The 19,807-nt window shown below is 56.4% G+C and carries 19 protein-coding genes and 1 pseudogene; 11 read left to right on the forward strand and 9 right to left on the reverse strand.

All coding sequences use genetic code 11. The features are described 5' to 3' along the window. The first annotated feature begins 5 nt into the window (after positions 1-5). Genes U862_RS0114955 through U862_RS0114980 form a run of 6 tightly spaced genes read left to right on the forward strand, consistent with a single transcriptional unit; the run spans position 6 to position 5,487 of the window. Complete coding sequence (locus tag U862_RS0114955) at positions 6-1,664, forward strand: phage tail protein (protein ID WP_025111133.1); 1,659 nt, start codon at positions 6-8, stop codon at positions 1,662-1,664. An 8-nt stretch (positions 1,665-1,672) separates the two neighbouring features. Then, positions 1,673-2,380: a hypothetical protein gene (locus U862_RS0114960; RefSeq protein ID WP_025111134.1), complete on the forward strand. Its 708-nt coding sequence runs from the start codon at positions 1,673-1,675 to the stop codon at positions 2,378-2,380. Then, entirely contained in the window at positions 2,377-3,300 is a 924-nt protein-coding gene (locus tag U862_RS0114965) for a hypothetical protein (protein ID WP_025111135.1), read from the forward strand. Before U862_RS0114960 ends, U862_RS0114965 begins: the two co-directional genes overlap by 4 nt. Then, the gene (locus tag U862_RS0114970) at positions 3,297-3,842 is read left to right on the forward strand and encodes a hypothetical protein (RefSeq protein WP_025111136.1); all 546 of its coding nucleotides are present in this window, start codon (positions 3,297-3,299) and stop codon (positions 3,840-3,842) included. Before U862_RS0114965 ends, U862_RS0114970 begins: the two co-directional genes overlap by 4 nt. After that, the gene (locus U862_RS0114975; protein ID WP_025111137.1) at positions 3,839-4,543 is read left to right on the forward strand and encodes a hypothetical protein; all 705 of its coding nucleotides are present in this window, start codon (positions 3,839-3,841) and stop codon (positions 4,541-4,543) included. The genes U862_RS0114970 and U862_RS0114975 overlap by 4 nt, the downstream gene beginning before the upstream one ends. Next, positions 4,516-5,487, forward strand: coding sequence for a hypothetical protein (locus U862_RS0114980; protein WP_025111138.1), 972 nt, complete (start codon positions 4,516-4,518; stop codon positions 5,485-5,487). The genes U862_RS0114975 and U862_RS0114980 overlap by 28 nt, the downstream gene beginning before the upstream one ends. Positions 5,488-5,909: 422 nt before the next feature. Here the strand turns inward: U862_RS0114980 and U862_RS0114990 are convergent, their stop codons facing one another. The 6 genes from U862_RS0114990 to U862_RS0115020 all read right to left on the reverse strand — a co-directional run bounded on the left by U862_RS0114990 (position 5,910) and on the right by U862_RS0115020 (position 12,335). Further along, positions 5,910-6,116: a hypothetical protein gene (locus U862_RS0114990; RefSeq protein WP_025111139.1), complete on the reverse strand. Its 207-nt coding sequence runs from the start codon at positions 6,114-6,116 to the stop codon at positions 5,910-5,912. 93 nt (positions 6,117-6,209) lie between these two features. Next, complete coding sequence (locus U862_RS0114995) at positions 6,210-7,538, reverse strand: PAS domain S-box protein (RefSeq protein ID WP_025111140.1); 1,329 nt, start codon at positions 7,536-7,538, stop codon at positions 6,210-6,212. A gap of 484 nt (positions 7,539-8,022) precedes the next feature. Then, the gene (locus U862_RS0115005) at positions 8,023-8,583 is read right to left on the reverse strand and encodes a fasciclin domain-containing protein (protein WP_025111142.1); all 561 of its coding nucleotides are present in this window, start codon (positions 8,581-8,583) and stop codon (positions 8,023-8,025) included. A 603-nt stretch (positions 8,584-9,186) separates the two neighbouring features. After that, positions 9,187-10,797 (reverse strand): TIGR02391 family protein, encoded by a 1,611-nt coding sequence (locus tag U862_RS0115010; RefSeq protein WP_025111143.1) that lies wholly within the window; start codon positions 10,795-10,797, stop codon positions 9,187-9,189. Further along, complete coding sequence (locus tag U862_RS0115015; protein WP_025111144.1) at positions 10,794-11,852, reverse strand: DNA cytosine methyltransferase; 1,059 nt, start codon at positions 11,850-11,852, stop codon at positions 10,794-10,796. The genes U862_RS0115010 and U862_RS0115015 overlap by 4 nt, the downstream gene beginning before the upstream one ends. 267 nt (positions 11,853-12,119) lie before the next feature. After that, positions 12,120-12,335 (reverse strand): hypothetical protein, encoded by a 216-nt coding sequence (locus tag U862_RS0115020; RefSeq protein ID WP_025111145.1) that lies wholly within the window; start codon positions 12,333-12,335, stop codon positions 12,120-12,122. A 1,096-nt stretch (positions 12,336-13,431) separates the two neighbouring features. Between U862_RS0115020 and U862_RS0115025 the strand changes: the two genes are divergently transcribed. The 5 genes and pseudogenes from U862_RS0115025 (at position 13,432) to U862_RS29650 (ending at position 17,388) form a co-directional block, all read left to right on the forward strand. Further along, complete coding sequence (locus U862_RS0115025) at positions 13,432-13,761, forward strand: DUF6124 family protein (RefSeq protein ID WP_025111146.1); 330 nt, start codon at positions 13,432-13,434, stop codon at positions 13,759-13,761. Positions 13,762-14,208: 447 nt separating this feature from the next. Beyond that, positions 14,209-15,285: pseudogene (locus tag U862_RS31490) on the forward strand (methyl-accepting chemotaxis protein); the annotation flags it as partial. A 78-nt stretch (positions 15,286-15,363) separates the two neighbouring features. Then, a complete protein-coding gene (locus U862_RS31495; protein WP_371262578.1) occupies positions 15,364-16,143 on the forward strand; it encodes a methyl-accepting chemotaxis protein in 780 nt (259 codons plus the stop codon). 135 nt (positions 16,144-16,278) lie between these two features. Further along, positions 16,279-17,058 (forward strand): EAL domain-containing protein, encoded by a 780-nt coding sequence (locus U862_RS0115035; protein WP_025111148.1) that lies wholly within the window; start codon positions 16,279-16,281, stop codon positions 17,056-17,058. 114 nt (positions 17,059-17,172) lie between these two features. Then, positions 17,173-17,388, forward strand: a complete 216-nt coding sequence (locus U862_RS29650) for a hypothetical protein (RefSeq protein ID WP_081794889.1) — start codon at positions 17,173-17,175, stop codon at positions 17,386-17,388. A gap of 324 nt (positions 17,389-17,712) precedes the next feature. Here the strand turns inward: U862_RS29650 and U862_RS0115040 are convergent, their stop codons facing one another. The 3 genes from U862_RS0115040 to copC are packed head-to-tail and all read right to left on the reverse strand — an operon-like array spanning position 17,713 to position 19,804. Further along, complete coding sequence (locus U862_RS0115040) at positions 17,713-18,498, reverse strand: transporter substrate-binding domain-containing protein (protein ID WP_025111149.1); 786 nt, start codon at positions 18,496-18,498, stop codon at positions 17,713-17,715. 58 nt (positions 18,499-18,556) lie between these two features. Then, positions 18,557-19,426, reverse strand: a complete 870-nt coding sequence (copD, locus tag U862_RS0115045) for a copper homeostasis membrane protein CopD (RefSeq protein ID WP_025111150.1) — start codon at positions 19,424-19,426, stop codon at positions 18,557-18,559. A gap of 3 nt (positions 19,427-19,429) precedes the next feature. Continuing rightward, positions 19,430-19,804: a copper homeostasis periplasmic binding protein CopC gene (gene copC / locus U862_RS0115050; protein ID WP_025111151.1), complete on the reverse strand. Its 375-nt coding sequence runs from the start codon at positions 19,802-19,804 to the stop codon at positions 19,430-19,432. Positions 19,805-19,807: the final 3 nt, after the last annotated feature.

Consider the following 19,807-nt stretch of genomic DNA (forward strand, 5'->3'; position numbering starts at 1 on the left):
GCACCGTGAGCGCCAGTATCACTTTGGCCGGCGAAAGCCAGATCGCCCTGAAACAAAGCCAGAAAAAGCCCCTGGTCGTGACGAAATTCATCTTCGCCAACGTGCCCGGGCTGAACCCCGAAACGCCGGTGGATCGCGCCGCCGGCAAACCGCCGGTAGGGCAGATTGTTCAGGTTTACGACATCCCCGAGGAGAACCGGGGATTTGTGAACCCGAACCAGGTTGTCTACAGCGCGCAGCTGGGTTCCGACATCGGCGACTGGGACTTTAACTGGGTCGGCCTTGAGGACGCGGACGGCCTGCTGTTTGCCGTCTCCTACGTCCCGCTGCAGCAGAAGCGCAAGAACATCCCGCCGCTGCAGATCGGCAACAACGTCACCCGCAACTTTTTGGTGGCCTACGACGGTGCCCAGGCGCTGACCGGCATCACCATTGATGCCAGCACCTGGCAGCATGACTTTACTGTGCGCCTGGCCGGCATCGATGAGCGCGAGCGCCTGAGCAATCGCGAAATGTATGGTCGTGCCTGTTTTTTCGGCAACGCGCTGGCATTCGGGAAAAGCGAAAACGGGTTCCAACTGGGAACCGGTACGGCGTACATCGAAGGCATTCGGGTGTCGATGACAACCCCGTGGCCGTTCACCGGTGTCATTCCCGCCGGGACAATCACACTCGACGTTTGCCTGGAGCGACAGCTGAACGATCGGGTGGCGACGTGGAAAGTCGTCTACGGAGAAAAGTCCGATTACACCGACTCGGCCGGCGTTCGCCATTACTGCGTGCCGATCGCCTTTTACACATCGCCAACGGCTTTCTGGGACGCGCGCAAGCCTGAGTCAGTCGCTGGGCCGTTGATCCAGCACTTCGCGGCGCGGGATGGCGATTACGCGACCCTGCGCGCCCGTGGTACGACCAAAGAAGACGTGGATCTGGGCAACCTGCCCAACGCCAAGAGCGACGATCCGAACACCAATAGCAGCGAGATCCTCGCCACCACGGCCGCGTTGAACAAGCTGCAAAAGCAGGTCGGCGACTCTATGACGGGTTTGGTGGCCGCGTTCGCCATGAACAGCCCACCGGCGGGATGGCTGGCATGTAATGGTGCCGCGATTTCTCGCACGGCGTTCGCCGGTTTGTTTGCACGGATCGCCACACACTACGGGGCCGGCGACGGGACCACCACCTTCAACTTGCCGGACATGCGCGGCCTGTTCCCTCGCGGCTGGGACGACGGGCGCGGTGTGGATGCCAGCCGAGCGTTCGGCAGCTTTCAGGACATGATGATCCATTCCCACGCGCACACCGCCTCGGCCGCAGCAGTGGGCGACCACATACACGCCGCGTGGACGGATGCGCAGGGCAACCACGCCCACCGCGCCTGGACGGATGCCCAAGGCGCGCACAACCACACAGCGCCGAGTTCGGCGGGTATTGGCCAGGGCGCTGGTGGTCTCAATTCGGTGCAGCAGTCGGCTGGGGCACACGAAACGTCTTGGGCCGGGCACCACCAACACACTGTCGGGATGGATGGCGCTGGCAATCACGCGCACAACGTCGGGATCGGCGCCGGCGGCGCACACACCCACGGCGTGACCGTCGCCGCTGCCGGCGGCACTGAGACCCGGCCCAAGAACTTGGCCCTTTTCTACTGCATCAAGTATTGAGATTGAGCATGACTGAAAAACTCGTCTATCAGACCAACCATTTTGGCATCCTGGTCGGCGCCGTGAGGGCCGACGAATCGCCACTGGAACCAGGTGTTTTTCTGATTCCCGGTGGCTGCGTGGAAGTTGCCCCACCGTCGATCCCGGAGCACAAAGCCGCCTGGTGGGACGGCAAAGCTTGGCAGCTTGTGGACTACTTCGGCGGCGTCGTGGTGTACAGCACTGACACCGGCGAGCCTCGAATTCTCGAAGGCTTCGAACCGGTGCCGGCAGGCTTCACCATGAAAAAGCCCGGGGCAAACCAGATCTGGAAGAACGGCGAATGGGTTGACGACATCGATGCCGTGCTGGCTGCACTGCGGGACAAAAAACTGCAGGCGATCGCCGCCGACTGCGCGACGTACATCGCCGGCGGATTCAACTCCAGTGCCCTGGGCGAGGTGTACCGCTACAGCAGCGCGATCGATGACCAGGTGAACCTGAACGGTCAGGTGTTGCTGGGGATGGATGACACCTACCCATGCTACGACGCCGACCAGGTGCTGGCGTTCCGGCCGCACACGATCGCCCAGCTGCAGAAGGTCAGCCACGACCTGGTGCGCTTTCGTCAAGGCGCCCAGCAGTGCGCCGAGTTGTTGCGCCAGGCGGTGGAAAAGGCCCTGAAAGACAAAAACCTCAAGGCAATGAAAGCCATCACCTGGACGCCGCCGGCATGAGCTGGACGCCGGTGACGATGCGCTGGCCGGAGCAGGCCACGCAATGGATGGGCGAGCTGTCCGCTGCCAAGGATCTGGCCACCGGCGAGCTGGCAAGCACCGCGCAACGGTTGGCCGGTTTGAACGGGTTGGCCAACACCAACCCGGGGCCGGTCGGCGATGCCGCGAAAGGCGCCATTGAAGCCGGACGGGCGGCGCTGGCCGAGCAGTTGGGTCAGGTGCCCGCGTGCCTGGTGGTGACGCCTTTTCAAAGCGGCGTCGGCCAAGGCAAGGGCTATCAGCGCTTCCTGTCGGCGCCGAACGTGCTGGAACACCTGGCCAAAAAGCTGGAGGACGCCACCGACTCGGGCCGTCCGGTCGGGCCGCAATATGCCCTGTCGGTTCTGTTCCTGGGGACACGCCTGGAACAGTTGGCCAGCGGCCTGTCGCGTTTCAACGCGTTGTTGCCGATTGGCGACCTGGTGCGCATCGAGCGGCGCGCCCAGCACCTGATGAAACTTGAGACTGACAAGTGGGAGATCCCCGGCGCCGGTGCGTTGCCGCGCTGGCAAGGACTGCCCCTGGAGCGCTGCACAGTGGTCAAGGCTGCGAAACAGTCCATGGCCGGCCAGTTGGCCGTGCTGGAGGGCTACGCCGCCGACAGTTCGCCGCTGGGCGATCTGGCGGCGCTGGCCGCTCGCAAGGCGGCACAGCAACAGGGGCGGGATCAGCAATTGGCTGAATTAAAAAACCTGCTGGCGGGGGGTAACCCCGACGTCAGCATACGGGCGCGCCTGATTGGCCCGGGCAACTCCAGCGAGCTGCGCCAGGAGCTGTTGAGCGGCGATGCCCCTGGGCATGAGTGGGTGCAATGCGCCGGCCTGCTGCTGGTGGGCACGCAAGAGGGGTTGAGTTTTGTACGGGAACTGGTGGGCCTATGACGCTGCTGCTCGATGGGCAAAAAGTCCAGGGGAAGAACCTCAAGGTCACCGGCAATCTACGCATCGAAAGCGGCGACATGTCGGGGCAGACCAGCAACACCGACAAGGCGCACAAGGGCTTCAAGCCCAAAACGTTGGCCGTCTCGCTGATGATCCCTTTTGTTGATTGGGTGCAGCTGACTGACTTGATGCGTCTGGCCGAAGCCACGGCGAGCGGCGGGGAGTTGCATCTGTACCGCGTCGTGAACGACACCGCCGAGGCGTTCGGCGTGCGCCAGGTTGAATTCTCCGAAGGCGTCAGCGCCCGCGAGGCGGACAACCTGAAAGCCTGGCTGGTGCAATTCACCCTCAGCGAGCGCGAATCGAACCCGGAAAAGGTCGAGGGTCGACGGGCCGGCAACAAGGTCGACGCCCAAGGCGCCCCGGGCAGCGCGGCCGGTGAAGGTGGTAGTAACTCAGGTTCGAGCGACAACCCGGAGCTGAGCGGCTTTGAAAAGGTGCTGGGGCGCGTGGATAAGTGGCTGGGGAGTGAGCAGAAGTGAAACTGCACAAGGTTCTGTCGATCAATGGCGCGCCTGTTCGCCTGGTCAAGGAAGACGTTCGGCTGGACGCCACCAGTCCAGGGCGGGCGAACTTCACTGTTCAGTCTGCTGAGCCGCTTAAAGGGTTGGTGACGCTGGATATCGGCTACAACGACCGCACGCTGCAGCGCCACTTCATCGGCTACGTCGAGCGTTGCACCGCCGCCAATGCCAAAGAGCAGGTGCTGTTCTGCCGTGAGCTGGCTGCTGTGCTGGCCAACCCGTTGCCGTTGAACCTGCGTCATGTCGATTTGCGCGCTGTACTGGCGGCCATCAGCGAGCAGGCAGGCCTGCGCTTTCGCGTTCCCGATCGGCCTTACGCCGGCGTGAAGGCGCCGTACTTCTACAGCCTTGCTGCCGGATACCAGGCCATGGACAGCCTGGCCCGAGTGTTCAGTATTCCCGACTTCACCTGGCACCAGCTGGGCAACGGCGAAGTGTTCGCCGGCAGCTGGGCCGACAGTTTTTTTGGCGCCCGGGCGGCGCTGCAGATCCCCACGGAGCTGTTCGACGGCTACCAGGGCAACCAGAGCGCAATGGTGGCGGCCCTTCCCGGGCTGCGACCAGGTGCAACGATCAACGCCGGCGAACGTGTCACCAGTGTGGCACTCGCCAATGACCAGATGGCAATCCGATGGAAGATGCAATCCGCCGCGCTGTAGAGCGCCAATTTCCCGAACTCACCGGTGGCTATCACCTACCGCGATTCGCCCAGGTCACCGCCGTGGCCGATGCGCCGGTGGACGCTGGACTGTGCGACGACTTCCGTCCGCGCTATGCCGTGGACATTGTTGTTCTCGGCCCCGACGACGAGCCAGACCCGGCCATCCCGCCGCTGACCGGCGTCCCGCTGCCACTGCCCACCGGTGGCGAGGAAATGGGCATATACGCTTTTCCGGAGGAAGGCACGCGGGTGGTGGTGTGTTTCGCCTACGGCTTGCCGAACAAGCCCTACATTCAATCGATCTTGCCTCACGGGCTGAGCATGCCGAAGGTGCCGAAGGGTGACCAGGTGTGGCAGCACAGCGGCACGGCACAGCAGCGCGTCGATGCGGACGGCAATTGGTTACGCCAGACCGATGGCAAGATCCGGGATCAAGCGATCGAGCGCGAGGTTGAAGCCCTGGACAACCGCGAGCAGTTCCAGAGCCACACGCGGGCGGTTGATGACCACTCAACTGAGTCGGTGGGTGGTGTGAAGACGATCGAGGCGCTGGGCGCGCTGAAGCTGCTGTCAGGTGGATCCGCGAGCCTGGCGGCGGTGGACGATCTGCACCAAGCGACCGGCCGGGATCTGAACATCGTCGTCGGACAGAAGTACAACGCCACAGTGGGCGGTGATATGCAGGAACGAATCGAGGGCTTGCGTCGGAGCGTAGCGGGAATCAGCCAGAGTATGCAGGCGCCAAAGAACTGGATCGGGTCTACTGATGTGAATCTGTTCAAAGTTGTTTGTGATGCGCTTGACCTTCTGCACGACATGAACACACAGCTTGCATTTCACACTCATGGGGCTACCCCTCCGCCAGCAAATGCTGCGGCATTCACAACAGCAGCAACTACTTCGACTTTGCTCGGAATGAAATTGAAACTAATAACGCAATAGCTGCCATCCTTTCAATGGTAGGAGGCCAGACCAAAGGCTGCTCGTATCTGAGGATTTTTTCTGTTTTTGAACCCTCGGCAGTTCAAGGCACCTAGGAAAAATAAAAAACTGATGGCAAAAAAAAGCTCGCATGCGGGCGAGCTAAAAAAGTAAAGGAGTAGGGATATCAGAATCAAGATGGTCGACCTCACCAGTACTACAGGGACGAGCTGAGGGCCGCACTGGCAAGGTAGACACGATCCGAAATATAGTCGGTTTTGCGCGATTTTCCACCTTCACACCAATCTTGAACGGATGGATCTATGAAATGGGAGCTCAAATTTTTCACGGTTTATTTCAGCATCTTGGCCGGGGCTGGGTGGGCGTTAATAAAAATCACGCCTTGGCTCGCTCACCATGTGCATTTGGCATGGATTCTATAATCATCGTCTAAAGGGAATAATGCTAAGACCGCCTGATCGAATTTGCGCAGCATCCTCATTTAATCGGCTGCACTGTTCTTCTGCATGAGCCTCATTTAGAAAGTTAGCCATTAGGGACTCACCGGTACGGGTGTCGACTATTCTGAAGTAGAAGCCCGCCTCTAGCCCGCCACACGGCCTTCTTTGCACGATGAACAATTCTTCCATGGCACCACTCCTTGCTGAATAACCCCTTAACATTAGCAGAGAATTATTATGTCGCTCAATTTTTAAGGAGTAATCGGCGCTTTTTTGAATAAATTAGCTGAGGGATATTTCAATGGTGCAGCTAAATCCATCTGCATCGAACCGGCGTTCTACTTTTGACTTTGGAATGCAGCGCTGAATCAATACGGATCCTAATCCCTTGCGAATGGGTGCCTGGACCTTGGGGCCTCCGCACTCCACCCAATCTACAATGATTGCTGAGGGATCATCTTGCAAGCGCCAGCTGAGTGCCACAGTGCCTATATCACTCGACAGCGCGCCATATTTCACGGCGTTAGTGGAAAGTTCATTGATGGCGAGCGAGAAAGGTAGGGCTGTTTCAGCGCTGACCGTCGCCGGCGGCCCTACAGCAAACAAGCGTCCAGCGGCGATGAACGCGGCAAGTTGTTCCTCAACTAGACTCTTAATATCAGTAGATATTCCCGTACCTTTCATAATGGCCTTGTTTGCGCTGGCCAGCGCAAGCAGTCGATCGCCGAATGTTTGGCCGAGTGACGCTAAATCTTCGCTCAATTTCAATGATTGGTAAAAAATTGCAGAAATTACGGCAAGGATATTATTGACTCGATGTGAAAGCTCGCCTGCGACTAGCTCATGCATTTTAACCTTAGCATCGCGGGCGCTGATATCCTGCATCACGCCGACAAACCGATTACCCACACCCATACTGTTGCGGATTATTGATCCACGATCCAAGACTACGATGTATGACCCATTGGCAGATCGGAAGCGGAATTCGTCCTGCCAAAATGTTGAGCCATTCTCAATCGCTTGCGCCATGCTGGCGGTTACCCGGTCGCGATCATGAGGATGGATATTATCGTGACGCCACTGTGTATTCTTGCCTATCTGATCAGCGCCGTAACCGAAAAGTTGTTGCGTGCCTTCGCTCCACCAAATGTGATTATTTGTTAGATCAATATCCCAGAGTGCATCGCTATTAGATTCAGTTATTGCTGTGAGTCTTTCTAGGCTACCGCGCTGTACAACTTCGTTTGCATACTGTTCAGTGATGTCTCTGGAGATAACCGCAAATGTAGGAGATGGCCCCGGGACGGCAGCGATCGTAACATCCCACCATTTCAGGTTTCCTTTTGCCGTAGGACAAGGTGCTCTGAAGGAGGCGACACCCTTCGCCTGGGCCGTTGCTAAGCCTTCGATCGCTAATGCTCTGAGATCTGCAGGCCAAAGATCGGGCCAGAAAAAACCCAGAACCTGATCGAGATGGTCGAACTCCATGATCCGCAGACCATCATCATTGAATGAGACAATCTTGCCGACCGTGTCCAACACTTTGACGCAATCTCGGGAGAATCCGCAGACGCTGAGATCGGGGCTATCGGTTTTTTCTGGAGTATCCATTGTTTTCTAGGAATGGTTGAGGTCTGTGTAGACTTTAGCAGCTTGCCTTCAGATGAGGCATGGTGGCACATCGAGTCTGTGAGCTTTCGAGTCGCCCGAGAAGACAAATGGCGGAGCCGCTATCGGCCTGAGGCGGGGTTTATGAACCGAAAATCAAGGTCAATTGGCAGTTTGAGATCTACTTTTAGGGCTTTTTACCCTGTTCAAGGTATTTTCCGCACAGAGTGATTGTCGTGAACGAGGCTGCCAGCACGAGTGCGTAAATTTCGTACGTTCCTTCGACCTCCAGACCCCAAAGGATCGCTAGCCCTAGTGCGCAGAATACGCACAGTATTTGAGTGTCGTAGATAATATCGGCTAGTGATTTAACCCGCATAATTTCCCCTCGAAGACTCCTGGTCTTGCTGTCCGTAGGATAGCTGAGCAAGACCAGCGTCCTTCAACGTGACGCCCCTGCTTTCAATGGAGCGAGAGTTCGCCTGACCTACTTAGGCATCAAAACGGTATCGACGACATGTATGACGCCATTCGCCTGCATGACATCGGCGATGGTGATCGCTGCTTTACCGCCTTTGGCGTCCTCAACCCATAACTTACCCTCGTGAAGCCATACGGTCAGGGGCTCACCCTGGACACTTGTAAGCATGACCTTACCGCCGTGCATTTTGGCGTCATCCATCAGTTGCTTGGCGGTATGAGTACCGGGTACGACATGGTAGGTGAGGATCTTGGTCAAGTCGGCTTTGTGTTCTGGCTTGACCAGCATATCGACTGTCCCAGCAGGCAACTTGGCGAAGGCTTCGTTGGTGGGAGCGAAGACTGTGAACGGCCCTTTACTGTTCAGCGTATCGACCAGGCCGGCGGCTTTGACTGCTGCAACAAGCGTCGTATGGTCTTTAGAGTTGACGGCGTTCTCTACGATGGTTTTGTTTGGATACATGGCAGCTCCGCCGACCATCACGGTATCGGCAGCAAAGCTAAGTCCGGTGTTGAGGCACAGAAGGGTGAAGCATGCAATCGCAAAGCGTTTGATGAGCGTGTGCATGATGCGTCTCCTTGATTAGTAGCCCCTTCAAATGAGGGGTGATGGATTTACGTAGGAGACAGCGAACCGGATGCGCTCAAGCGAAAATAATTTGGAGGCTGCTCTCTCTGAAAAGCGCCTTAAGAAAAAAAATTGATGGAAAAAGCACTTATCCCCCTCCCGCCGACGGGCTCCACGTCATGTTCTTATGCAAAGGAGAGGGAGGTGCAAACGATGTCGCGATCTACGCCAGCGGTGGCGTCGACGTTGGAAGAGGGTATTGCATTAAGTGCAAAGTTTTGAAAAGAAACGTAGTTCTGGCTTTAATCGATCCGGTAATAAACCATTTGAAGATATGCCGAAACACCCCCTGTTTACGGCATGAGAGCCATAGAAAATCATGATTTTTCGGGCTTTTTCGATTCTGAAATCGTCTTGGCGGGGAGTTCGAAGTGCCGCTGAGCAGGGCGGGGCCCGCACCTCAATCCCACGTAACGCTTGGCAGGGCTGCCTACTGAACCTGTTTCATGTATTTCAAAATCCGGGTCAAGGCGTCAGGCACTGAGATTCCACTGGAAGGCCGCGTTCCACGCAACTATTGGGACGCGACCTGGGTATGAATCCTCAATTTTCCTCAGTTGACGCCTTTGTAGCTTCTATCCGAGTGACCAAATACGAAGTTAGGCTCAGGATATCTAAGCAGTCTACCTCGGAGAAAGTATTGGGAACGAGCGTGTCAATAGGTGAATGGTTCAGAGGGTTTCTAAACCCCATGAAAAGTCCCCTAGATAACTGATCCTGCCCTTTCTGGATGTTATCTCCAGACTCGGTAGTTAAATCGGCAACCTGAATTGCCGGAGGTCGTGTGCCAAAGGCTTTGCCTATTAGATCTGCGCCATCCACCTTGAGGCCAGAAATTTTTCGAATGGTTTCAAAGTAGATTTTGACCCCTTGGTCAGCGGCATCTCCATATTGTTCATTCTCGTAATAGCTGCGAACGCGGTCTCTAAGTACGGAATGCAGGTGCCGCCAATGTAGTTGCGGGTATTCTGGGACTAGCTCGTGCAGTGCTTCAACGATGGGGACGTACTTTGTAATGGACTCATCGTTATTCAGAGTGTCAAGGATTATAGAAGTCTGCTCCCTGACTTTTTGGGGCATCGTAGACATCCACTTTTCAGTATCGATGCCGGTGGCCTCTTTAATTGTCGTCCCCTTTTTTTCTCTTCTCTTTTCACGCCAGCTGCTATTGACTTTGGAAATGGTGTCGGAAAGAAATTCCCGAAACTCCGCCATCTCAATGTTGTCCCAGTTTATAGATTGGCGATTGGTTGAGATTACGTCCTCGTCAAGCTCGTCAATGAAGTCAGCTCGAATCCAGCCTGTGAGGTACTGATAAAAGTGGCTAGACGTGCTGCTTGAGAAAAATTCGGGAGCATTCACAAGTTTTCCGCGCGAAAAAATAGAAATGCCGCGCAAACCAGAGTTAGGACGTATTGGAGTTTCAGCGGTAAAGAGCTTGCCAATTACATCCTTGTATTTCGAATCGTCGTCTATGTAGTCGTTAAGATCCCATTCGAACTCTTTGTTGAAGTTTTTGTATCTCCGTTGTTCGTTGACAATTGCGCGCTCTGTTCCTTTATTTAGGATGATATTAAAAGTTGTGTCGGATACAAATATCTTAGACAAGCTGTCAGCCAGCGCTTCAAGGTCGAAGCTCGATTGACGTTTTAATTTTGATAGCGTAATGGTGGTGCCGGATGTGCGAGTGGTTTTTTTGTTGTTGATTTCACGAGTGGGTGAGTACTCACCTTCAGAAGTCATTAGTGTGTCCCAGTTTAAACTAAACCGGTTCTGCAATCCGTCCTTAACCGTATCGATAGTTATGTGTTTCGATAGCCCAAAAAGAGCAAGTTTCCCTAAGCCCTTTTTACCCGTTGCGAGCCGATTGAATCGGGTTGTGGGCTCATCGCCTTCTTTCTGTCGGCGGTTTCTGCCAATGACCAGAAATTTTTCCTGAATGTCGAGGGCACTCATTCCATGCCCGTCGTCTGTAACGCTGATAGATGATGGCCCTGACGCGGTCTCGGTGAGCTTTATTTTCACCTCTGACGCATCCGCGTCATATGCGTTAGAAATCAATTCAGCCAGAGCCGGGGGAAGCGTAGAGTACATTCGAACCCCCAAGTGTTCGATTGTCTTGGGGTCAAATTTCATCACAAAGCGCTTGGTCATTTTACATTCCCTGTCTCAACCGACTTTAAATGCTGTATATATTTTTTTGCGTGGGCCTTAATCAACAAGGGGGGGAGCGCGTTACCTATCATTAGCGCGGCGTAATCTTTCCCTCGCTTCAGTGAAAACTTATAGTCTTCGGGAAAAGTCTGGAGCAAAGCGGCTTCGCGAAGTGTAATTGATCGGTTCTGATCTGGATGAATAAATCGCCCTTTAGACGGGTTGGTACAACCACCTGTGATAGTTGGCGCCACGTCATTCCAAGACATTCGCCCATATACGTCTTTGTAAGAGCCTGGTCGTTTGATATGGCATGGTAGCCAAAGCTCAAGCGGAAGATCACTTCTCGAGCCGCCGTCGGTAGGGACGTTCTCGATTATCGTGGATACTTTTTTGCTTCTCGAAACAGGTAGATCGTGAAGTTCGTCACCTGAAAAGCCAGGTAAAGGTAATGCGCCGATCGATTGCTTTACCGTTGTTCTGGTTTTTATCTTTTCAGGCTCATTGATAATGCCGAAAAGTGAGGCCTGTAGAATCATGCGCTTTCGGCGTTGTGGTACGCCGAAGTCAGCAGCATCTAAGACTTTGACGGTGTTGTCATTTATTACGTAACCAAGAATCTCAAGTTCGGCTTTAAGTTTTGACATGCGTTGGTCTTTGGCAAGCCCAGGCACGTTCTCCAACATAATGGTTTTCGGTAGAAATACTTTGATGTAACGCAGTACCTCGAAAACTAAGTCATTTCTTATGTCTTCTACCGAGCTTGATCTGTTGCGTGTTTTGTGGGTGGAGAAACCTTGACATGGCGGGCAGCCTGCGAGGAGATCTAATTGTCCTTTATTTAATCCCAAACTATCCATGACTTCCTTAGGATCTATTTTGGAAAGATCACCAATGAAAAGCCTTGATTTTTTATGGTTTAGTTTGTAGGTGGCTGCCGCAGTTTCATTAAGTTCGAACCCTGCAAGGACTGAGAATCCAGCTGCCTTTAATCCAGTTGTGAGTCCACCTGCTCCACAAAACAGGTCGATTGCGCTTGGTTTCTTAAGGGTCATATAAATGGACTAAAGCTCAAAAAATAAAAAAACGTCAGTGTATTCGGCTAAACAACGTGCTCGCTGAACGCTAGCAGAAAGCCATCCTTTGAGCCAGAGACCCAGAAATGAACCTCGGCTACCACGCTTCCTTTCGTAAAGAAGGTCGTCGATTCTTGCATAGTCGTGTTGATCATGCACGGGGCGAGGGGCCCCTACGCCGGTGATGGCCCTACCCCGGTGATTGTCAGTTTGCTGGCGGGCTCATCTGTTGGAGCAACCAAGCGCCTATTTTTTTTCTATTGATCTCAGGCGGGCCAAGCCCTGTTTGATGAAGCCTGCGTTTTCGCCGATCCGATCTAATGCGCCCCTGGCGTTATCACCAGCTTCAGCAAAGCCTTGCTGCTCTGCTAGCAGGGTCAGCTCCATCAGAGCCGCTTCAATCGCAATTTGGTTCTCATACATCCTTTCGAGCGTCGAGGAGAGGGAATACTCGTCGGCCATATCTTTGACTCCATTCGGAAAGGAGGAAGCATAGCAGGCACCTGGGCGGCTGATTTTCAGTTCAAGGCTGGGAAAAAGGTAATTTTGGTAAGACGGTGCGAAAAACGGGCTGCAGCCCTTATAGACCATGGCGTTGAGGGATTACCTTTGAAGGTAATATTTGGTAAGGCTGGAGGTAATATTTCACCAAGTGCCTGATTTTAAAGGGGTTCGTAGGTGGGCGAAATTACTACGACTAAGGGTAATTTTCTAACCTCCCTATTACCCTATTATTACCTTTGCTAAATCGATCTAACCTACTGATATTATTGGTTTTTTACGGTTGTAAAAAACAAAATTACCAAAATTACCTTTTTCCCAGGGGTCAACCTGAAAACGGGAGTGAAGCACAGACGGGGCGATTCGCTGGCCTTTCGTGCGCTCGGTTTTAACACTCACGAAACACGCCTGAGCCGACGATAGACAGTGCCAGGATTGGAGCCGAGAACCGCTGCTTAAAATTTGCTAACGCAGTCGGCAGAGGCGATGGGAAAAGGAGGGAGGAGAACAGAGCTGGTACGCAACTGGTACGCGGGTTGGTGGCGAGGCGTTTGGGCCTTTATTTGCGGGAGGTAAAAGAAGGGTCAGTTCGATCCATCATCGGAGTGACGGACAGCGACTCAAAAAGGATCGCAGTGGTCTTTGCAGTGGTGACAGTAGGCGGTTCTATCAGCGTGCCCGCAGAGCCTTCCCAAACAGAAAAAACACGTTCGTTTAAATAAATCCTGCGATTGCAGACTCGCTCCTATACCACCTTGCGCGACTCCCTACACCTAAGACAGAATCCGCCGGCCTGTGCGTCTAGCTCGCGGGTTCTATCGTCCCTGTGTCACTGCAAACCAGTGATCGGGTTTGGTAGCCCGCTTCGTTTCTAGACTCATGGCGTCACCGTGTGCAGTCCTTTCCAGGACTTCGATGTCATGGTGGTCATGCGTGGGGCTCATTCGTGGGCGCCGGGTTCTAGTGCGACCGGTCTACCAACCTGCGTATGGCCTCCACCCTTCGTTTGGTAGCGAGAGTGATGGCTCCTTTTCGTTTATCCGTCAGGAGTTACACCATGTTCAAACCAACCCCAACCCCCCCAGAAACCGACCCCGCATCCCCCTACGAATTCCTCGATTCCCGCAAACTCCACGAAGCCGCCGAGCGCGCCCTCGATCACTACCTCACCCCGGCCAGCCAGATCATGGCCAGCGGTGATCAATCCAAACCGATGTTCCTCGCCAACGCCAGCGAGTCCCTGGGTTCCGCCACCACCATGCTCAACGATTTCGCCGCGTTGCTGGATGTCCCGCACCGCAAGACGCTGCTGGGCATTGCGCAGGTGGTGATGTTGGGGGAGTTGGCGGTGAATCAGGCGTTGGATAACGTCGAGCTCAAGGCGTAGATCGTTGCCCTCCGTGGCGAGCGGCGAGGTCGTGGTTGCGGAGGGCGCTGTGTCGATTCTCGAAACAACCACTCAAGACGGCGGTTTTTCAAGGCTTTCGTCGCCAGTAGCGATGTGCCACAAAAAATGATGGCAATACGTCATCACGCACGCGAAAAAGTTCACTGATTGTACAAAAATATAAAGTTGTACAACTTTTCCCAAAATTTATAGCATCTGTTCCAACACCTTTGCTGAAACGATAAATCCAGCGTGAAATCTGGATTTGGTCGCTGATGCCTGCGCCGTCGTTACGGCTTTTCGCATCAGCCTGTTGCAGCCGGGACAGTTGGAGCTGTCCGCCACTTGCTCAGGATGACGCCCCCCGAATATGCGCGGCAACCTCGGTTGCCTGAGATGAATTTTTTTGCCTGGCGTTGAACGGCGTCAGGGCGTTAGAGGCTGAACATGGCAGAAGCATCGAGTTTCCTGGGCGACATCAAGGTGTCCCGAAAGTTGGGGGCCGGGTTTGGTGTTCTTTTGCTGGCGGTGGGGGCGGTGGCCTTCATTGGCTATAGCAGCAGCAATGTGCTGGTGGATCGTCTGGATACCACGCGTTTGATCGGCACGCTCAACGATGCGTCGCAGGACATGCGGCTGTCGGAGAAGCAGTACGAAGCGGCGGCGGATGCGGCGTATGCCGAGTCTTATCAGTCGCAGCTGACGGTGTTGCAGGGGCTGATCGCCAAGGCGTTGCAGACCCTGACTCGGGCGGAAAACCAACAGGCTTTGAAGCGCTTGCAGGACACTACGGTGGCCTACGATCAGCAGGTCAAGCGTTTGGTCGAGGCTGACAAGGCGACCACCGATGCGCTGAAACCGTTGGGGGCGATGTCGGACAAGTACGCCGAAACGTTCACCCGGATGTTCGAGAGCACCACGGCCAGTGCGCTCGCGTCGGCCGATGTCGCGCGCGTGGCGGACTTGCGCACGGTGGCAGATTTGCGCAACGGCATGACGATGTTTCGTTTGATGTTGCGACGTTACATCGCGGTGCCAAACGAGGCGAACAAAAAGGTGCTGTTGGGCACCACCGATGCGTTTCTCAGTGACATGAGCAAGGCGCAACGCAGTTTGCCTGCAGGCCTATCGAGTCAGTTGGAGGAGGCGCAGGTTGGTATCCGTCGTTATCGCGACGTGCTGGTGCAGGTAGCCGCGCTGTTCGAGCAAAAGCACAGCCTGCGTCAGCAGGTGGATCAGCAAAGCCAGGCGATGGACAGCATCATGACCGGCCTGATGGACACTCAGCAGCGTCTGGCGCGGGATGATCAACATCGGGCGTTTATTCAGATTGCGGTGTTGACGATGTTGGCACTGGTAGTGGGTTTGGTGGCGTCGGTGTTGATCTCGCGACAGATCACCGGGCCGCTGGCGCTGACGGTGGAACTGGCGCGACGGATTGCCAAGGGCGATCTGACGGTGCAAGCCAAATCCAGCCGCAAGGATGAGTTGGGCGATCTGCAGAATGCGATGCAGGACATGGCGCAAAGCCTGAATACGCTGGTGCAGGGGATCGGTAACGGCGTGACGCATATTTCGACGTCGGCCGAGAAGCTCTCGGCGATGAGCGAGCAGACCAGCGCCGGTGTGCGCCAGCAGAAAGTCGAGGTGGATCAGGTCGCCACGGCGATGCACGAAATGGCCTCGACGGTGCAGGAGGTGGCGCGCAACACCACCGACGCATCCGCCGCCGCAACACTGGCCGATCAGCAAGCACGTCACGGCAGTGCGGTGGTCAAGCAGGCGACCGTGCAGATCAGCGAACTGTCGGTGGCGATCGAGGATTTGGGCGCGGCGATGAACGTGCTGTCCCAGGACAGTGAGCAGATCGGCAAGGTTATCGACGTGATCAAGGCTGTCGCCGAGCAGACCAATTTGCTGGCGCTGAACGCGGCGATTGAAGCGGCGCGGGCAGGTGAGCAGGGCCGTGGTTTTGCGGTGGTTGCCGATGAAGTGCGCTCGCTGGCGCAGCGCACACAGGATTCGACCAAGGAGATCGAAGCGCTGATCGTCACCTTGCAACAGGGCACGCACGCGGCCTCGGCGCTGATGACCTCCAGCCGCGAACGCACGCTGGACACCGTGGTGCTGGCGCAGAAGGCCGAACAGGCGATCACCGAGATCAACCATTCGATTGGCACGATCCAGCAGATGAGCCTGCAGATTTCCGCCGCCGCTGAGCAGCAAAGTGCGGTGGCCGATGAGATCAATCGCAGCATCGTCAGTGTGCGCGATGTGGCGGATCAGTCGGCCGTCGCCAGCGAAGAAAGCGCCGCCGCGACCATTGAGCTGGCGTCGCTGGGACAGGACCTGCAACGCATGACGGCGCATTTCCGTACCTGATGGCACTTCGCAATGAACTTGGCCGCAATTGTCCGGTCAGCCTGTATAAGCGGGGGCCGCCAAGCGGCGCCACCCGGTCCGTGCAGTCATTTTTTCTGGGCCATGGATGGTTGCAACCCGCTCTCAGGGGGCGTCATGACCAATACACCCATTTTCCCCCAGCCCAGCGGGGGGTGCCAAGGATGCCGGCAAAAAGGCGAGGCCGATATGGCGTTCTCCTTTGCTTTCCAGCCGATTGTCGATGTGCGTGATCAATCGACCTTCGCCCACGAGGCGCTGGTCAGGGGCGTGCAGGGCGAAGGTGCGCTGTCGGTTTTGCAGCAGGTCGATGACCAGAACCGCTATCGCTTCGATCAACTGTGCCGCGTGCGGGCGATCTCCACGGCAGCGCAGTTGGGGCTCACCGGGTTTCTTTCGATCAACTTCCTGCCGAACGCCGTTTATCGTCCGGACATGTGTATTCGCAGCACGCTGGAGGCGGCGCGCGCGCACGCGTTCCCGCTCGATCGGCTGATCTTCGAGGCGGTCGAGGGCGAGCACGTCGAAAGCAACAAGCACCTGATGAACATCCTGCGCGAGTACCGTGAGTTTGGCTTCAAGACCGCCATCGATGATTTTGGCGCCGGCTACTCCGGGCTGAACCTGTTGGCGGACTTTCAGCCGGACCTGATCAAACTGGACATGGCGCTGATTCGCGATATCCACCGTGATCGCGTGCGTCAGGCGATTGTCCGTGGCGTGGTGGGCATGTGTGCCGAGTTAGGCGTCGAGGTGATTGCCGAGGGCATCGAGCACCCGGAGGAGCGGGACTTTCTCGCCGATTGCGGGATTTATCTGATGCAGGGTTTCTGGTTCGCCCAACCGGCGTTTGAGGCGATGGCGCAGATTCCTGCGCAGGCGTGGCAGCCGATTTGAAGGGGGCGGGTCGTCGAACCTGAACCCGTGCTGTCGAACGTAAAAGTTTCATCTTGCCGCGCGCGGCGAAGGCCTACGATGCTTGCACAAGATCATCCCAAGGGGAGCCGTACCATGCGCACCAATGTCGTCAAAGTGCTGTTGATCGCTGCAGCTGTCTCGGTATTGAGTGCCTGTTCGGGCTCCGGTGGGTTGACCACCACCAGTTGTTTTTCCTCTGATTGTCAATCGCCGGAGGGGCGCACTAATGCAACGACGCTCAAGTTTGGTGGCAACAGTATCGGTAGCAGCTTGAACCAATACAGCTCCGGGATGTTGCATGACGACTGAATGCCGATCAGTCAAGCGAACTCAACGCTCAAGCAACGAAGATCAATGGTGGGAGCGGGCTTGCTCGCGAAGACGTCGGCCCCGCAAACATTGATCTTGACTGCCACATCGCTTTCGCGAGCAAGCCCCCTCCCACAGGGGATCTGCGCTTAACTGATCGGCGTTAGCCCATCTCGGACGCCTTTTTTGTGCCTGCCGCGTTACTGGTAGTGCTTGGAGAACCCCATCATTTTCTTTCTGAAGGAACGGGTGTCGGCTTCAGGGCGGGCGCTGTCGTCATGACCGCCGCGCCGGACAGCCAGGCCAGTGAAACGCTGAAAACGCTTACTGCGGCAGCGCCAGCCACTCGCCAATGACCTTCTGATAAGCGCCGGTGACTTTGCTCAGGTGCAGCCACTGATCGACATACAGTTTCCAGCTGATGTCATCGCGCGGCAGCAGGTAAGCCTTCTCGCCGTATTGCATGTACTGGTGCGGATTCACCGCGCACAAACCGGGTTTGAGTTTCTGCTGGTACAGCGCTTCGGAGGCGTCGGTAATCATCACGTCAGCCTTGTTGTCGAGCAGTTGCTGGAAGATCGTTACGTTGTCGTGCAGCGCCAGTTGTGCCTTGGGCAGAAAGGCGTGGACGAAGGCTTCGTTGGTGCCGCCGGCTGGCTCAACGAGGCGCACGTTGGGCTGGTTGATCTGCTCAATGGTCTGGTATTTGGCCTGATCGGCGCAGCGCACCAAAGGGATCTTGCCATCGCTGTCGAGGGTGTTGCTGAAGTAGGCTTTTTTCTGCCGCTCCAGCGTGACCGAGATGCCGCCCATGCCGATGTCGCACTTGCCGGCCTGCATGTCTGGCATCAGGGTTTTCCAGGTGGTCTGCACCCATTCGACTTTGACCCCGAGGCTGGCGGCCAGCGAGCTCGCCATGGCGATGTCGATGCCTTCGAAGTCGCCGTCGGTGCGCTTGAAGGTGTAGGGCTTGTAGTCGCCGGTGGTGCAGACGCGCAGTTGGCCTTGTTGCTGGATGCTGTCGAGGTGCGAAGGCGTTTCCTCGGCCTGCACGCCCGCGGCCAAGCTCAGCGCGGCGCAAAGGATCATCGTGCTTTTTAGAGTTGTCATCGAAATCGGGCTTCTGCAGAGGACGGTGAGCCAGTGTAGTGAAAGGCCTTCGCGGGTGTCATCCCGCGTCCGGGCTCAACGTGCCGAGCCACGCCACCAAGGCGACGATCAGCAGGGCCATGCCCAGTTCCAGCAGCACGCTGCGTCTTAGCGCATTCGCCGCGACGACGTGCTGCCCATCGCGTACTGACCGCTCCAGCGCAGGCCCAAGGTGAAAGCGGTTCAGCGCGGCCAGCACTAGCATCCCGGCAAACAGCAGAACCTTGATCGCCAGCAATATTCCGTAGGTGCCGGGCAGCACGTCATCCAACCTGGGGCCGACGATGAACAGGTAATTCACCACGCCGGTTATCGACAGCGTCAGCACTATCGCCGCGCCGACCCATTCGAAGCGTTTCACTGCATCAGCCAACAGGCGAATCCGCGTTTCATCCACACGGCCACGGGCCAACAACACCAGCGCCAGCATGCCCCCCAACCATGCACCCGCCGCCAGCAAGTGGAAGATGTCGCTGAGGAAATGCCAGACCCGCAGCAGACCTTCATCCATCGCCCCATGCCCGCTCCAGGCGAGGGAGGCGAGGGCGATCGCGCCGGCACTCGACGCGACCCACCTCCTTGGCCGGATCAGCACCACGATCAGCGCCATCAGACGCACCGTCCACGCCATACCGACATCCGTTTCAAGCAGCATCATCTGCAGGTGCGGCCACAGCGCGGCGAGTTCGGTTTCGCCGCTCATGGCGCTAGTCATCAGCAGCAATCCGCCCACTGACAGCAGCCCTCCGAGCAACGACAACCCACGTAACATCCGGCCAAACCGCTGGACGGCATTACTGCTGTACAGCGCAAACGAAGCGACTCCGAACAACAGCAGCAAATCCACATACAACGCCAGACGCAGGATGATGTTGCTCAGCTCGATCATCGCTCACTGCACTTTGAACGTGACGTTGCCGGTGATCGGGTGTGTGTCGGACGACACCGCGCGCCACTCGACCTTGTAGGTGCCGGCGGGCAGTGGGTCAAGCGGGGTGACGAGCATGGTTTTCGGGTCGCTGCCGGCGCTGATCCTGGCCTTCATCGGCATCGGCGAATGGGCCATGCCGGGCATCTCGGTCATCACCAGTTTGGCGCCGGAAAACCGGGCCAGCAGGTTCTCGGAAAAGTGCAGTTCGATCTTGCCGGGCGCCGCGCCGTCGGTGCCTTCGGCCGGGGTCGAAGACAGTAGTTTCGGGTGGGCCTGGGCGAGGGTGCTCAAGAGCAATCCGCTGGCGAGTACAAGGGTGATAGTCAACGTGCGCATGCA

Source organism: Pseudomonas sp. H1h (assembly GCF_000633255.1).
GTDB lineage: Bacteria > Pseudomonadota > Gammaproteobacteria > Pseudomonadales > Pseudomonadaceae > Aquipseudomonas.